Origin of the sequence: Rhizobium sp. PvP014, from assembly GCF_017876855.1 — a bacterium.
Classification (GTDB): domain Bacteria; phylum Pseudomonadota; class Alphaproteobacteria; order Rhizobiales; family Rhizobiaceae; genus Neorhizobium; species Neorhizobium soli.
Genome location: NZ_JAGIOT010000002.1, coordinates 574,078 through 588,156 on the forward strand (window position 1 = coordinate 574,078; position 14,079 = coordinate 588,156).

Here is a 14,079-nt window from a genome sequence, read left to right on the forward strand (position 1 = left end):
GGCGACGACGATGCACGTGATCATAACGGGTGGATCAAGCGGCATCGGACTGGAAGTGGCGCGGATCTACGCATGCCGGGGTGCGCGCGTATCGATCATCGCGCGCACGGCGGCAATGCTTGAAAGCGCTGTTGTCGACCTCCGCAGTACGGGCAAGGCTGACATCAGATGCGAAAACGCGGATGTCGCAAACGATAGCGAGATCTCGCGTGCTGTTGATGCCTGCGAGGCCGCATTCGGACCGTGCGACGTTCTTGTAGCCTCGGCCGGGATGGTAGAGCCGGCATTTTTCGACCAGCAATCGCAGAGCGACTTTTCCCGCCAGATAGACGTCAACCTGCTCGGTACGGCGAATGCCGTACGCGCAGTCTACGCGGGCATGAAGAGCCGCGGGCAGGGCGCAATCATGATCGTGTCCTCGGGTGCGGCACTGATCGGCATACCCGGCTACACAGCTTATTGTGCCTCCAAGTCGGCGCTCACGGGTTTCGCCGAGGCCCTCCAGGCTGAGTCGGTTGGATATGGCGTCACCATAGCGCTGTGCTTCCCGCCGGATACCGAAACGCCGCAGTTCGAGAGGGAACTCGCCAAACGCCCGGCGCGGGCACGGGCTCTGATGGGTGCCGCGCCGCCGTGGAAGGCGAATGCCGTTGCCGAAAAGATCGTTCGCGGCATCGATCGGCGGTCGAAGAAAGTCTATTTCGGCTTTTCCATCACTGGCCTTGGCCTGTTCGGTCCACTGGTGAAGCCGTTCGTGGCGGCCTGGTTTTCCAGACGTCGCTAGATAAACCGCGTCTCTTCGCCCGCAATCCTCAAGATCGTCAGCTTGCCCGAATAAAATGCCCCGGTATCGATGCCGATTCTGTTCGGTCCGAGCGAGGGCTCAGTCTGCGGCGTGTGGCCGTGGATCACGAAGGTGGATGGCAGGTTTGGTCCTTTCGCAAGGAATGGATCGCGGATCCACATCAGGTCAGCCTCCTCCTGGTCTTTCAACGCGACACCCGGCCGAATGCCGGCGTGGACGAACAGGAGTTGTCCGACCTTCATGCTGATCGGCAAATCGGTGAGGAACTGGCGGTGCGCGTCGGGCACGACTTCAGCCAGCAGCTGCTTCAGCGTGCCATTGCGGCTGCGCTGGCGAAAGTTCTGGTCATGCACGTCGAGCCCGTAGGACGCCAGCGTCTGCTCTCCGCCGAGGCTTAGCCATTCGCCATGCGTCTCCGGATCATCGAGGAAGAGGCGGAACACATCGTCATGGTTTCCGCATAGCGGCATTCGGCGCAGACCGTATTCGCTCGGCTTGATCAGAGAGTCGAGAACACCCGAGGATGCCGGGCCGCGGTCCACATAGTCGCCAAGAAGAACCACCACGCCCGCACGGCGCGTTTCTTCGATGTCGCGGGCGATCTTCGCCTCGGCTTCCTTGAGGAGCTCCAGGCAGCCATGCACGTCGCCGATCGCGTAGATTGGATAGGTCGGCGCGTCTACGCCAAGGTCGATACGCCGACGGGGACGTGGGACGCTCCCCTGGCTGGAACGTTTCTGGGTGAGCCACCCTATGACCTTGCGCATGATACCGTTCGTTTCGAGAATGAGATATAACGTGAGAACACAATGGGAAATGTGCCCCTAATGGACGTTTAACAAGCCCTTTCGGATCTCGTTGCAAACCGTTCAACGATCCCGATGCTGCTGCACCTCCGCTGCAGTATGAGAAAGTATAAACCGGAGCTCCGCAAAATATAATGCTGCACTGCACCAAGTCCTCGTGCTGCTATGGAGAGTTGTTTTATTTTGAAACACTATCGAGGGGAGGAGCTGGGGGAGGGAAATAAATGCGGATACAGATCGTTGCCATCTCGATTATGGCAAGCCTTTTCCTGTGGATTTTCGCATACTATTGTCTGCAGACCACCTACAGGACCGGCCAGGCTTACGGCGTGATGCCGAACCTAAACATCAGCAAACGACTCAGCATCTTTGATTGAACCGGTAAGCGCTTCGAGTAAACGAGAGCTTCTGCGGTGTTGCTAAGGCTGCCTCTGCGCGTAGGTCGCCGCGAGTTGCTTGACCCCTTGGCGATATTTGAACAGCTCTATGCCGCCGACGAAGACGGCGCAGCAGGAGAGGAGAATAAAGGCGACAGCGGCAGCTTTCATGGCTGGACAATGGCATGCCGCTCGCTTCTGCGCCAGTCCCGGTTGAAGTGCTGCCGGACAGGCGTGCAAAACAAGAGACCGGAGAGTGTTCGCCGGCCGTCCAACTGCTACAACGCGTATAGTCGTGCAGGCCGACAGTCTTTTGCAACGTAGCGCTTCAGCGATGCAAACACACAATTGTGTAGCTCGCCAACGTCATTTGCCCGTGATCGAATGATTGAGACTGGATAACGAATCGGTTGGAACCTGGCGTTGATGTCGCGCAGTATTCTGTCGGAGCGGATGAGCCGCTTAGAGCCGCCGCCTATTTCTGGTCAACGCAATCGTCCAAAAAGCAGTGATGGGCAAATATGTGCCATTATCAGCGCGAGAGCATTCTACGGAAACTATCTGGGAGGGAAGGCCGAAGAATGGTGGGCGATGACGGACTCGAACCGCCGACATCCTCGGTGTAAACGAGGCGCTCTACCAACTGAGCTAATCGCCCCTAAACTGCAGACCGTTTCGTCTGCCGCTTCGGTGGCCGTGATCTATGCGGATCGCGCGAAAACCGCAAGAGCTTTGACGACATTTTTTTGAATTTTCGACAAAATCCGTGGCAGATAAGGGTTCTTAACGACAAACCACGGGCCTCGATGTGGGAAAGTGAGTGGCGTCATTATTTTGTCTTCAAACTTGCTTGACACCTCCCGTCGAACCTCTTAGGAAGCGGCCAACCGAGCAGTCGAGGCTGCCTGGTGAGAGACGAAAGTTTCTGAAGAAATGTGCGGGTGTAGCTCAGTTGGTTAGAGTGCCGGCCTGTCACGCCGGAGGTCGCGGGTTCGAGCCCCGTCACTCGCGCCATTCTTCTTCCTCGAACGTCGTGTCCAAATGATGCGGCGCCGTAAAGTCGGCAATATGCGCGGGTGTAGCTCAGTTGGTTAGAGTGCCGGCCTGTCACGCCGGAGGTCGCGGGTTCGAGCCCCGTCACTCGCGCCATTTACTTTCTTTCCTCAAAACTGATCAAGCGTCTCTATCCTCACCGGGATGGGGAATGATCGGGTCGTCGAACCCACCTGTCGCGCTGAGAGTTGCAACGTCCGTCCGCCGCGCCTCTCGAATCGCTATTCCTGAATGAAACTCCATCGTTAGAAGACCGTCGGCAGACCCTTGGCCGGGAACATGTCGGGTACTGATTTGTTGGCGAACGAACTGGTGTTTTCCAGTGGAGTATTATTGGTAGGTGAGGGGGACTCAAAGGGCTTGCGCCTTTCCTCACGCTGCGCTAGTCACGCCTTGTTGCAATGCACGTACGCTTGTCGAATTCATGTTCGAGCGTCGCCCGGCGCTAAAGGCAAGCAGGGATCGAATATCATGAGTGAACTCCTCACTTCCTACGTCCCGATCGCGATCTTCATCGGTATATCCTTGGTGATCGGTCTGGCGCTTCTCATCGCGCCTTTCGCCGTTGCCTACAAGGCGCCTGATTCGGAAAAGCTTTCCGCCTACGAATGCGGCTTCAATGCCTTCGACGATGCCCGCATGAAGTTCGACATCCGCTTCTATCTCGTGTCGATTCTGTTCATCATTTTCGACCTCGAAGTTGCCTTCCTGTTCCCTTGGGCTGTGTCCTTCGGTGAAATCGGCTGGTTCGGCTTCTGGTCTATGATGGTGTTCCTGGGTGTCCTCACGATCGGCTTTATCTACGAATGGAAAAAAGGAGCGCTGGAATGGGAGTAGTCGATAGCGGCACAACTCTCGTCGCGCCGAAGTCCAAGGGTATTATCGACCCGAATACCGGCAAGCCAATTGGCAGCGACGACGCGTTCTTTGGCGAGATCAACAATGAGCTCGCCGACAAGGGTTTTCTCGTCACCTCCACCGACGAGCTGATCAACTGGGCCCGTACCGGCTCGCTGATGTGGATGACGTTCGGTCTGGCCTGCTGCGCCGTCGAAATGATGCAGCTTTCCATGCCGCGTTATGACGTCGAGCGTTTCGGCTTTGCGCCACGCGCTTCGCCGCGCCAGTCGGACGTGATGATTGTAGCGGGAACGCTGACCAACAAGATGGCGCCTGCGCTTCGCAAGGTCTATGACCAGATGCCGGAGCCACGTTACGTCATCTCGATGGGATCATGCGCAAACGGCGGTGGGTATTATCACTATTCCTACTCCGTCGTTCGCGGTTGCGACCGCATCGTGCCGATCGACATCTACGTGCCGGGCTGTCCCCCCACGGCAGAGGCGCTGCTTTACGGCGTGCTCCTGCTGCAGAAGAAGATCCGGCGCACCGGAACGATCGAGCGTTGAGGGCTTGAGGAGGATATGATGACCGAGACCCTGAGCGAGCTTTCGACCTACATTCGCGAATCGCGCTCGACGCTGGTCGAAGACGCGGTGATGTCCTATGGCGAGCTGAACCTGATTGCCACCAGCGACAACATCATCGAGCTTCTGACCTTCCTGCGTGATGATCCGAAATGCGGTTTCATCAGCTTCATCGATATCTGCGGCGTCGATTATCCGGCCCGTGCGAAGCGTTTCGATGTGGTCTACCACCTGCTGTCGCCGCACCGGAACCTGCGTATCCGGATCAAGGTTGCAACGGGCGAGGACGAACCGGTGCCTTCGGCATTCTCGGTTTATCCGGGCGCCGACTGGTTCGAACGCGAGGCCTGGGATCTCTACGGTATCCTCTTTACCGGTCACCCGGATCTTCGCCGGATTCTCACCGATTACGGTTTCGAGGGGCATCCGCTCCGCAAGGACTTCCCGACGACCGGCTTCGTCGAGGTTCGCTACGACGACAGCGTCAAGCGCGTCGTCTACGAACCGGTCGAACTCCGGCAGGAATTCCGCAACTTCGATTTCCTTTCACCTTGGGAAGGGACGGATTACGTTCTTCCCGGTGACGAGAAGGCGAAGACCTGACGCGGTTGATTTGGTAATTGCCGGGTTGGGTGGACTTGGTTGAGGGAGCGGGCAGGCGGGTCGATTAGACGTGGTAATGTGATATCGGTCGAAAATATCAGGAGAGGACAGCAACATGGTTGCACTCCCCGAAAGATCGGTTCCTACTAAGTCTGCGTCCGTCTGAATTGATTGACATGACGATGAAGCAGAATTTCGGGCGGTTGCCCATTTTCCAAAGCGCGGAGCGCTGAAATGACGGAACACAACGTCCGGAACTTCAATATCAACTTCGGTCCGCAGCATCCGGCTGCCCACGGCGTTCTGCGTCTGGTGCTGGAACTGGATGGCGAGATCGTCGAGCGTGTCGATCCGCATATCGGTCTCCTGCATCGCGGCACCGAAAAGCTTATCGAGACCAAGACCTATCTGCAGGCCTTGCCCTATTTCGACCGGCTCGATTACGTCGCGCCGATGAACCAGGAGCATGCCTACTCGCTCGCGGTCGAAAAGCTGCTCGGCCTCGAGATCCCGATCCGCGGTCAGCTGATCCGCGTTCTCTATTCGGAAATCGGCCGTATCCTCTCGCATCTTCTGAACGTCACGACGCAGGCCATGGACGTCGGCGCTCTGACCCCGCCGCTTTGGGGCTTCGAAGAACGCGAAAAGCTGATGGTGTTCTATGAGCGCGCCTGCGGCGCCCGCATGCATGCGGCATACTTCCGTCCGGGCGGCGTCCATCAGGACCTGCCGGTGGAACTGGTCGAAGACATCGGCCAGTGGTGCGATGAATTCCCGGCAAAGCTCGACGACATCGACGACCTTCTGACCGGCAACCGTATTTTCAAGCAGCGCAACGTCGATATCGGCGTCGTCAGTCTCGATGATGCATGGGCCTGGGGCTTCTCCGGCGTCATGGTGCGCGGTTCGGGCGCGGCATGGGATCTGCGCAAGTCGCAGCCTTACGAATGCTACGCCGACCTCGACTTCGATATTCCGATCGGCAAGAACGGCGATTGCTACGACCGCTACCTGATCCGCATGATCGAGATGCGCGAATCCTGCAAGATCATGAAGCAGTGCGTCAATCGTCTGCTCAGCGACGCAAAGACCGGCCCAGTGTCTTCGACCGACGGCAAGGTCGTGCCGCCAAAGCGTGGCGAGATGAAGCGTTCGATGGAAGCGCTGATCCACCACTTTAAGCTCTACACCGAAGGCTACCACGTTCCGGCCGGCGAAGTTTACGCGGCCGTCGAAGCGCCAAAGGGCGAATTCGGCGTGTTCCTGGTCGCCGACGGCACCAACAAGCCCTACCGCTGCAAGATCCGCGCTCCGGGTTATGCACATCTCCAGGCGATGGACTTCATCTGTCGCGGACACCAGCTGGCGGACGTGTCCGCGGTGCTCGGTTCTCTGGACATCGTGTTCGGTGAGGTTGACCGCTGATGATGCTTCGCGCCGTCGCAGCCGCTGCTCTCGTGCTCTCTGCTCCTGCGGTCTCGCAGGCGCAGGAGGCGCTGTCGAGTGTCAGCGGCGGTTCGGCGTCGATGGCTACGCTCCTGTCCGAGGGATACGAGATCAAGACATCCGTACTCAACGGCACGAAGCTGATCGTGTTCATGCAGAAAGACAAGACGGCCTATGCCTGCGAATTCGTGACCCTCACGAGATCGCGGTGCGGGGTCATAAACTGATAAGGCGTTGAAAGCATGTCCGTTCGTCGACTAGCCGAAGAACAGTTCCAGCCGGCAAACTTCTCCTTCAACGAGGAGAATGCGGTCTGGGCAGAGGCAACGATCAGGAAATACCCGGAAGGCCGGCAGCAGTCGGCCGTCATTCCGTTGTTGATGCGTGCGCAGGAGCAGGATGGCTGGGTCACCCGTTCCGCCATCGAGCATATCGCCGCCAAGCTCGACATGGCCTATATCCGCGTTCTCGAAGTCGCGACCTTCTATACCCAGTTCCAGCTGAAGCCGATCGGCACCCGTGCGCATATCCAGGTCTGCGGCACGACGCCTTGTATGCTTCGCGGTTCGGAAGACCTGATCAAGGTCTGTCAGAAGAAGATCCACCACGATCCGCTGCATCTCAATGCAACCGGCACGTTGTCCTGGGAAGAGGTCGAGTGTCAGGGCGCCTGCGTCAACGCGCCGATGGTGATCATCTTCAAGGATGCCTACGAGGACCTGACCCCCGAGCGTCTTGAAGAAATCATCGACACGTTCGAGGCAGGCAAGGGCGCCGAGGTCAAGACCGGTCCGCAGATCGACCGTCATGAGTCGGCACCGATCGGTGCTCCGATCACGCTGGTCGACGATATCAAGCCTGTTCGCACCAATCTCGAGCCGCAGCCACAGGCTGTGACCGAAGGCGCATCCGTGCCGCCGGCAAATGCCGGTCGTCCAAAGGATACGGCGCCTGAGACCGACAAGTCGCTGAAGACGCCGGTCACGGCGCCGAAGGCTGCTGCCGAAAACGTCAAGGTTGCCGAGAAGGGCGAAGGTTCGCCGACGACAACCGACACGGCGCCAGCGGCAACCGGCAGCAAGGCCGAAGGCGCACCGGCAGAGCTCGGCGTTCCCTCGGGCGAGACGAAGCCGAAGCGCAGCCGCAAGCCGAAGCCTGAAGGGGAAAGCTCCTGATGATGGGCGCGGCAAAGTTTCGGTCCGTCACTACGGGCATGCTGATGATGACATCCGATGTGATAAAGTCGGTCGAGTAGGTAGATAGATCATGTTGCAAGACCAGGATCGCATTTTCACCAATATCTACGGTCTCAAGGACAAGTCCTTGAAGGGCGCGATGAGCCGTGGCCACTGGGATGGTACGAAGATCATCATCGAGAAAGGCCGCGACTGGATCATCAACGAGATGAAGGCTTCCGGTCTTCGCGGTCGTGGTGGCGCAGGCTTCCCGACCGGGCTCAAGTGGTCCTTCATGCCGAAGGAGTCCGATGGTCGCCCGCACTACCTTGTCGTCAATGCCGACGAATCGGAACCCGGCACCTGCAAGGACCGTGAAATCATGCGCAACGATCCGCATACGCTGATCGAAGGCTGCGTGATCGCCGGTTTCGCCATGAACGCGCATACCGCCTACATCTATGTCCGCGGCGAATACATGCGCGAGCGTGAAGACCTCCAGGCGGCGATCGATGAATGCTATGCTGCCGGTCTTCTCGGCGTGAACAACAAGAACGGCTGGGATTTCGACATCTACGTCCATCACGGCGCCGGTGCCTATATCTGCGGCGAAGAGACGGCGCTCCTCGAAAGCCTCGAAGGCAAGAAGGGCCAGCCGCGCCTGAAGCCTCCGTTTCCGGCCAATATGGGTCTCTACGGCTGCCCGACGACCGTCAACAACGTCGAATCGATCGCTGTTGCGCCGACCATTCTGCGCCGCGGAGCCTCGTGGTTCTCGTCGATCGGTCGTCCGAACAATGTCGGCACCAAGCTGTTCATGGTGTCTGGTCACGTCAACAAGCCCTGCACCTTTGAAGAGGCGATGGGTCTGTCGTTCCGCGAGATCATCGAGCATCATTGCGGCGGTATCCGCGGCGGTTGGGATAACCTTCTCGGCGTCATTCCCGGCGGCGCGTCCTGCCCGATCGTTCGCGGCGAAGACATGGCCGATGCCATCATGGACTTTGACGGCATGCGCGACGTGAAATCGTCGTTCGGCACGGGCGGCATGATCGTCATGGACAAGTCGACCGACGTCATCAAGGCGATCTGGCGCATCGCAGCCTTCTTCAAGCACGAGAGCTGCGGCCAGTGTACACCTTGCCGCGAAGGCACGGGCTGGATGATGCGCGTTCTCGAGCGCATGGTGCGCGGCAACGCGCAGAAGCGCGAAATCGACATGCTATTTCAGGTCTCGAAGCAGATCGAGGGTCACACGATCTGTGCGCTGGGTGATGCGGCCGCTTGGCCGGTCCAGGGCCTGATCCGCAATTTCCGCCCTGAAATCGAGGCGCGTATCGACCAGTACACGAAGGACTCGACCTCGCACGGCGCAGTTCTGGAAGCAGCGGAGTAACCGGACGGCATCAGCCCGAAGGTTGGAAAGAATTCGAAGGACAAAGGTGTTGGCGGGCTTGCCGCGATCGCCGCTTGGTCCGAAACAGATATTGCCCGGTTCGAAGACGACTTGGGTTTCGATGGGCGCATTTCGCGGGGCGACTGGGTCGGCCAGGCGAGGGCGCTGTTGAAGTAAGGAATGTGTCCCTCGGCGAGACGGCTGATGGATGAACTGAGGACGTAGTTAAGACGATGACGAAGCTGAAGGTAGACGGCAAGGAAATCGAAGTCCCGGATCATTTCACGCTGCTTCAGGCGTGTGAGGAAGCCGGCGCCGAAATCCCGCGCTTTTGTTTCCACGAGCGTCTGTCCGTGGCAGGCAACTGTCGCATGTGCCTGATCGAGGTAAAGGGTGGCCCGCCAAAGCCGGCGGCATCCTGCGCGATGGGCGTGCGCGATATTCGCGGCGGCCCGAATGGCGAACTGCCGGAAGTCTTCACCAACACGCCGATGGTCAAGAAGGCCCGCGAAGGCGTGATGGAATTCCTGCTGATCAACCATCCGCTGGATTGCCCGATCTGCGACCAGGGTGGCGAATGCGACCTGCAGGACCAGGCGATGGCCTTCGGCATCGATAGCTCGCGCTACACCGAAAACAAGCGCGCCGTCGAAGACAAGTATATCGGCCCGCTCGTCAAGACCGTGATGAACCGCTGCATCCACTGCACGCGCTGCGTTCGCTTCACGACCGAAGTCGGCGGCATTTCCGAGCTTGGCCTGATCGGCCGCGGCGAAGATGCCGAAATCACGACCTACCTTGAGCATGCGATGACCTCGGAGCTTCAGGGCAACGTCGTCGATCTCTGCCCCGTCGGTGCGCTCACCTCCAAGCCGTTCGCCTTCACGGCCCGTCCTTGGGAACTGAACAAGACCGAATCGATCGACGTCATGGATGCCGTCGGCTCCGCAATTCGCGTCGACACCCGCGGCCGCGAAGTGATGCGCATCATGCCGCGCGTCAACGAGCAGGTGAACGAAGAGTGGATCTCGGACAAGACCCGCTTCATCTGGGACGGTTTGAAGACCCAGCGCCTCGATCGCCCTTACGTCCGCAAGGACGGCCGTCTGCAGGCTGCAAGCTGGGCCGAAGCCTTCGCAGCGATCAAGACCGCTGTTTCCGCGACATCAGGGGACAAGATCGGCGCAATTGCCGGCGATCTGGCTTCGGTCGAGGAAATGTACGCGCTGAAGTCGCTGATGAACTCGCTCGGTTCGGAAAACCTCGATTGTCGCCAGGACGGGACGGCGCTCGATCCGTCGCTTGGTCGCGGCAGCTACATCTTCAACCCGACCATCGAAGGCATCGAACAGGCCGGTGGCTTGCTCCTGATCGGCGCCAACCCGCGCTATGAAGCTTCGGTTCTAAACGCCCGCATTCGCAAGCGTTTCCGTCGCGGCAACTTCCCGATCGGCGTGATCGGCGAAGTAAGCGAACTCCGCTACGCCTATGATTATCTCGGCGCCGGCCCGGACTCGCTTGCCGAGCTTTCGTCGGGAAGCAACAGCTTTGCGGAAAAGCTGCGCGGCGTGAAGAACCCGATGATCATCGTAGGGCAGGGGGCTCTCTCGCGTCCGGATGGTCTCGCGATTCTCCAGGCAGCGGCAAAGCTTGCCGGTTCCGTTGGCGCGCTGACCGACGAGTGGAACGGTTTCGGCGTCCTGCACACCGCAGCATCGCGCGTAGGTGGCCTCGATCTCGGCTTCGTGCCGGGTGCCAAGGGTGCCAATGCCGCAACCATGCTGAAGTCGATGGACGTTCTCTTCCTGCTTGGCGCCGACGAGATGGAGTTCTCGACGAAATACGCCAAGTTCACCGTCTATATCGGCAGCCACGGCGACAACGGCGCGCATACCGCCGACGTCATCCTGCCGGCAGCGACCTACACGGAAAAGTCTGGAACCTGGGTCAACACCGAAGGCCGCGTCCAGATGGGCAACCGTGCCGGCTTCGCGCCGGGCGAAGCCCGCGAGGATTGGGCAATCATCCGCGCCCTGTCCGATGTGCTCGGCAAGAAGCTGCCGTTCGATTCGCTTTATGCTCTGCGTGCGAAGCTCTATGCGGATCACCCGCATTTTGCGGATCTCGACGAGATCGCGACCGGTTCGGTCAACGACATCGCCACCCTCGGCCTGAAATCCGTTGAGCTTTCCAAGGGCGGCTTCACGACGCCGATCAAGGATTTCTATCTGACCAACCCGATCGCCCGCGCATCTGCCGTCATGGCGGAGTGCTCGGCACTGGCCCGCAACAATTTCCAGGTTGCGGCGGAGTAATATGAACATGGATTCGTTCTTCTGGACCTACGTTTGGCCGGCACTGATCATGGTTGGGCAGTCTCTTCTGCTCCTGGTCTGCCTTCTGGTCTTCATTGCCTATATCCTTCTCGCCGACCGCAAGATCTGGGCGGCCGTTCAGCTGCGCCGTGGTCCCAACGTCGTTGGTCCGTTCGGTCTGTTCCAGTCCTTCGCCGACCTTTTGAAGTTCATCCTGAAGGAGCCGATCATTCCGGCTGGCGCCAACAAGGGCGTCTTCCTTCTGGCTCCACTGATTTCGGTGACGCTGGCGCTGGCTACCTGGGCGGTCATCCCGTTCAGCCAGAACTGGGTTATCGCCAACATCAATGTCGGTATCCTCTACGTCTTCGCGATCTCGTCGCTCGAAGTCTACGGCATCATCATGGCCGGCTGGGCATCGAACTCGAAATACCCGTTCCTCGGTGCGCTCCGCTCCGCAGCGCAGATGGTGTCCTACGAAGTCTCTATCGGCTTCGTCATCGTCTCGGTCCTGCTCTGCGTCGGCTCGCTCAACCTGACCGACATCGTCAATGCACAGCATGACGGCCTCGGCACGATGATGGGTCTGCCGGCCTCGTTCCTCGACTGGCACTGGCTGGCACTGTTCCCGATGTTCGTGATCTTCTTCATCTCGGCCTTGGCAGAAACCAACCGTCCCCCGTTCGATTTGCCGGAAGCGGAATCCGAACTTGTCGCCGGTTACATGGTCGAGTATTCGTCAGCGCCATACATGATGCTGATGCTCGGCGAATATGCCGCCATCCTGATGATGTGCTCGCTGACCACTATTCTTTTCCTCGGAGGCTGGCTGCCGCCGGTAGACGTCTGGTTCCTCAACTGGGTTCCCGGCATCATCTGGTTCATGCTGAAAGGCTCCATGGTCTTCTTCATGTTCGCTATGGTGAAGGCCTTCGTACCGCGCTATCGCTACGACCAACTCATGCGTCTCGGCTGGAAGGTGTTTCTGCCTCTGTCGCTCGCCATGGTCGTGATCGTTGCATTCGTGCTGAAACTGATGGGATGGGCATGATCATGGCCCGTTCGTCACTCGGCATCATTGGAGAATAAGATGGCTATTGCCCAGGCTATCAACTCGCTGTTCCTGAAGGAATTCGTCGGCGCCTTCTTCCTGTCGATGAGGTATTTCTTCAAGCAGAAGGCGACGATCAACTACCCGTTCGAAAAGGGCCCGGTCTCGCCGCGCTTCCGTGGTGAACACGCACTGCGCCGCTATCCGAATGGCGAAGAGCGTTGCATCGCCTGCAAGCTGTGCGAGGCGATCTGTCCCGCCCAGGCGATCACCATTGAAGCCGGCCCGCGCCGCAACGACGGTACGCGCCGCACGGTTCGTTACGATATCGACATGGTGAAGTGCATCTACTGCGGCTTCTGCCAGGAAGCCTGCCCGGTCGATGCTATCGTCGAAGGTCCGAATTTCGAATTCTCGACGGAAACCCGCGAAGAACTGTATTTCGACAAGGCACGTCTTCTCGAAAACGGCGATCGTTGGGAGCGTGAAATTGCGCGCAACATCGGGATCGACTCGCCCTACCGGTAACAGGGCGAGCATGCCGTCGCTCTGATCGGGCGCCGGGCAAGCATTGGTCATTTAATCTCGGTGCGTTCGAAGCGCCGGGTTCTGACGGGCAGGGGGCTTTTTGGAAGCGCCGCCCGATGAGGAACGAAAAGGCACCACGATGGGTCTGCAGGCTATCTTTTTCTACATCTTCGCGTTCATCGCGGTGGCGTCGGCGTTCATGGTCATCTCGGCCAAGAACCCGGTCCATTCGGTGCTCTTCCTCATCCTCACCTTCTTCAACTCGGCGGGACTGTTCCTGCTGACCGGGGCCGAGTTCCTGGCGATGATCCTGCTCGTCGTCTATATCGGCGCGGTCGCGGTTCTCTTCCTGTTCGTCGTGATGATGCTCGACATCGACTTTGCCGAACTGCGCTCCGGTATTCTTCAATACGCGCCGATCGGCATCGTCATCGGGCTGATCCTCGCGGCTGAACTGATCGTCGTGATCGGCGGCTCGGTTCTGGCGCCTGAGGCGGCGAGTTCCATCACAATGCCGATCCCGAACCCTGCCGTGCGCACCAACACGGCCGCTCTCGGCGATGTGCTCTATACGAATTACGTCTATTTCTTCCAGCTCGCCGGCATGGTGCTTCTGGTCGCAATGATCGGCGCCATCGTGCTGACGCTGCGCCATCGCACCAACGTCAAGCGCCAGGATATTTCCAGGCAGGTCGCACGGACGCCCGAAACCGCCGTCGAGGTGGTCAAGGTCAAGTCCGGCCAGGGTCTCTGAAGGTAGCGGGAACAAGGAACAACAAACATGGAAATCGGTCTTTCCCACTATCTCACGGTCAGTGCCATCCTGTTCACGCTCGGCGTGTTCGGCATCTTCCTGAACCGCAAGAACGTCATCATCATCCTGATGTCGGTCGAGCTGATCCTGCTCGCGGTCAACCTCAACATGGTGGCCTTCTCATCCTTCCTGAACGACATCGTCGGCCAGGTGTTCGCACTGTTCATTCTGACCGTCGCTGCTGCGGAAGCCGCCATCGGTCTTGCAATTCTCGTCGTCTTCTACCGCAACCGCGGCTCGATCGCGGTCGAAGACGTCAATATGATGAAGGGCTGATCGGGTC

The 14,079-nt window shown here is 59.0% G+C and carries 14 protein-coding genes and 3 tRNA genes; 15 read left to right on the forward strand and 2 right to left on the reverse strand.

Going from position 1 to position 14,079, the window contains the following annotated elements:
* Positions 1-10 precede the first annotated feature (10 nt).
* The gene (locus tag J3A65_RS07370; protein ID WP_209900576.1) at positions 11-784 is read left to right on the forward strand and encodes an SDR family oxidoreductase; all 774 of its coding nucleotides are present in this window, start codon (positions 11-13) and stop codon (positions 782-784) included.
* Here J3A65_RS07370 and J3A65_RS07375 read toward each other — a convergent pair.
* Both J3A65_RS07375 and J3A65_RS07380 read right to left on the reverse strand, forming a co-directional pair.
* Positions 781-1,572 carry a metallophosphoesterase family protein gene (locus J3A65_RS07375; protein WP_209900577.1) on the reverse strand — a complete coding sequence of 264 codons (792 nt, stop codon included), beginning with the start codon at positions 1,570-1,572 and terminating at the stop codon, positions 781-783. The two genes, J3A65_RS07370 and J3A65_RS07375, sit on opposite strands and share 4 nt — an antisense overlap.
* A 998-nt stretch (positions 1,573-2,570) precedes the next feature.
* A tRNA-Val gene (locus tag J3A65_RS07380) sits at positions 2,571-2,646 on the reverse strand.
* A 279-nt stretch (positions 2,647-2,925) separates the two neighbouring features.
* Between J3A65_RS07380 and J3A65_RS07385 the strand changes: the two genes are divergently transcribed.
* The 14 genes from J3A65_RS07385 to nuoK all read left to right on the forward strand — a co-directional run bounded on the left by J3A65_RS07385 (position 2,926) and on the right by nuoK (position 14,072).
* Positions 2,926-3,002, forward strand: a tRNA-Asp gene (locus J3A65_RS07385).
* A gap of 58 nt (positions 3,003-3,060) precedes the next feature.
* A tRNA-Asp gene (locus J3A65_RS07390) sits at positions 3,061-3,137 on the forward strand.
* Between the two features lie 375 nt (positions 3,138-3,512).
* Positions 3,513-3,878, forward strand: a complete 366-nt coding sequence (locus J3A65_RS07395; RefSeq protein ID WP_062453237.1) for an NADH-quinone oxidoreductase subunit A — start codon at positions 3,513-3,515, stop codon at positions 3,876-3,878.
* Positions 3,869-4,450 (forward strand): NADH-quinone oxidoreductase subunit B, encoded by a 582-nt coding sequence (locus J3A65_RS07400; RefSeq protein WP_062453236.1) that lies wholly within the window; start codon positions 3,869-3,871, stop codon positions 4,448-4,450. The genes J3A65_RS07395 and J3A65_RS07400 overlap by 10 nt, the downstream gene beginning before the upstream one ends.
* An 18-nt stretch (positions 4,451-4,468) precedes the next feature.
* Entirely contained in the window at positions 4,469-5,071 is a 603-nt protein-coding gene (locus J3A65_RS07405) for an NADH-quinone oxidoreductase subunit C (protein WP_184654921.1), read from the forward strand.
* A gap of 234 nt (positions 5,072-5,305) precedes the next feature.
* Positions 5,306-6,496: an NADH-quinone oxidoreductase subunit D gene (locus J3A65_RS07410; RefSeq protein ID WP_062453235.1), complete on the forward strand. Its 1,191-nt coding sequence runs from the start codon at positions 5,306-5,308 to the stop codon at positions 6,494-6,496.
* A 2-nt stretch (positions 6,497-6,498) separates the two neighbouring features.
* Positions 6,499-6,744: a hypothetical protein gene (locus J3A65_RS07415; RefSeq protein ID WP_113111260.1), complete on the forward strand. Its 246-nt coding sequence runs from the start codon at positions 6,499-6,501 to the stop codon at positions 6,742-6,744.
* A gap of 15 nt (positions 6,745-6,759) precedes the next feature.
* Positions 6,760-7,692 (forward strand): NADH-quinone oxidoreductase subunit NuoE, encoded by a 933-nt coding sequence (gene nuoE / locus J3A65_RS07420; RefSeq protein WP_113167095.1) that lies wholly within the window; start codon positions 6,760-6,762, stop codon positions 7,690-7,692.
* A 91-nt stretch (positions 7,693-7,783) separates the two neighbouring features.
* Positions 7,784-9,088 carry an NADH-quinone oxidoreductase subunit NuoF gene (gene nuoF / locus J3A65_RS07425; protein ID WP_092661984.1) on the forward strand — a complete coding sequence of 435 codons (1,305 nt, stop codon included), beginning with the start codon at positions 7,784-7,786 and terminating at the stop codon, positions 9,086-9,088.
* A 233-nt stretch (positions 9,089-9,321) separates the two neighbouring features.
* Positions 9,322-11,403 (forward strand): NADH-quinone oxidoreductase subunit NuoG, encoded by a 2,082-nt coding sequence (nuoG, locus tag J3A65_RS07430; RefSeq protein ID WP_209900579.1) that lies wholly within the window; start codon positions 9,322-9,324, stop codon positions 11,401-11,403.
* A gap of 7 nt (positions 11,404-11,410) precedes the next feature.
* On the forward strand, positions 11,411-12,454 hold the full coding sequence (gene nuoH / locus J3A65_RS07435; RefSeq protein WP_062454722.1) for an NADH-quinone oxidoreductase subunit NuoH: 1,044 nt from the start codon (positions 11,411-11,413) through the stop codon (positions 12,452-12,454).
* 39 nt (positions 12,455-12,493) lie between these two features.
* On the forward strand, positions 12,494-12,982 hold the full coding sequence (gene nuoI / locus J3A65_RS07440) for an NADH-quinone oxidoreductase subunit NuoI (RefSeq protein ID WP_062580005.1): 489 nt from the start codon (positions 12,494-12,496) through the stop codon (positions 12,980-12,982).
* 139 nt (positions 12,983-13,121) lie between these two features.
* Entirely contained in the window at positions 13,122-13,736 is a 615-nt protein-coding gene (locus J3A65_RS07445) for an NADH-quinone oxidoreductase subunit J (RefSeq protein ID WP_092661988.1), read from the forward strand.
* A 27-nt stretch (positions 13,737-13,763) separates the two neighbouring features.
* Positions 13,764-14,072, forward strand: a complete 309-nt coding sequence (gene nuoK / locus J3A65_RS07450) for an NADH-quinone oxidoreductase subunit NuoK (RefSeq protein ID WP_062453229.1) — start codon at positions 13,764-13,766, stop codon at positions 14,070-14,072.
* Positions 14,073-14,079 lie beyond the last annotated feature (7 nt).

Coding starts and splice junctions, on each gene's coding strand:
- J3A65_RS07410 (WP_062453235.1), top strand. CDS start 5,306: ATGACGGAACACAACGTCCGGAACTTCAATATCAACTTCGGTCCGCAG.
- J3A65_RS07370 (WP_209900576.1), top strand. CDS start 11: ATGCACGTGATCATAACGGGTGGATCAAGCGGCATCGGACTGGAAGTG.
- nuoF (WP_092661984.1), top strand. CDS start 7,784: ATGTTGCAAGACCAGGATCGCATTTTCACCAATATCTACGGTCTCAAG.
- J3A65_RS07445 (WP_092661988.1), top strand. CDS start 13,122: ATGGGTCTGCAGGCTATCTTTTTCTACATCTTCGCGTTCATCGCGGTG.
- J3A65_RS07405 (WP_184654921.1), top strand. CDS start 4,469: ATGACCGAGACCCTGAGCGAGCTTTCGACCTACATTCGCGAATCGCGC.
- nuoK (WP_062453229.1), top strand. CDS start 13,764: ATGGAAATCGGTCTTTCCCACTATCTCACGGTCAGTGCCATCCTGTTC.
- J3A65_RS07375 (WP_209900577.1), bottom strand. CDS start 1,572: ATGCGCAAGGTCATAGGGTGGCTCACCCAGAAACGTTCCAGCCAGGGG.
- nuoG (WP_209900579.1), top strand. CDS start 9,322: ATGACGAAGCTGAAGGTAGACGGCAAGGAAATCGAAGTCCCGGATCAT.
- nuoI (WP_062580005.1), top strand. CDS start 12,494: ATGGCTATTGCCCAGGCTATCAACTCGCTGTTCCTGAAGGAATTCGTC.
- J3A65_RS07400 (WP_062453236.1), top strand. CDS start 3,869: ATGGGAGTAGTCGATAGCGGCACAACTCTCGTCGCGCCGAAGTCCAAG.
- nuoE (WP_113167095.1), top strand. CDS start 6,760: ATGTCCGTTCGTCGACTAGCCGAAGAACAGTTCCAGCCGGCAAACTTC.
- J3A65_RS07395 (WP_062453237.1), top strand. CDS start 3,513: ATGAGTGAACTCCTCACTTCCTACGTCCCGATCGCGATCTTCATCGGT.
- J3A65_RS07415 (WP_113111260.1), top strand. CDS start 6,499: ATGCTTCGCGCCGTCGCAGCCGCTGCTCTCGTGCTCTCTGCTCCTGCG.
- nuoH (WP_062454722.1), top strand. CDS start 11,411: ATGGATTCGTTCTTCTGGACCTACGTTTGGCCGGCACTGATCATGGTT.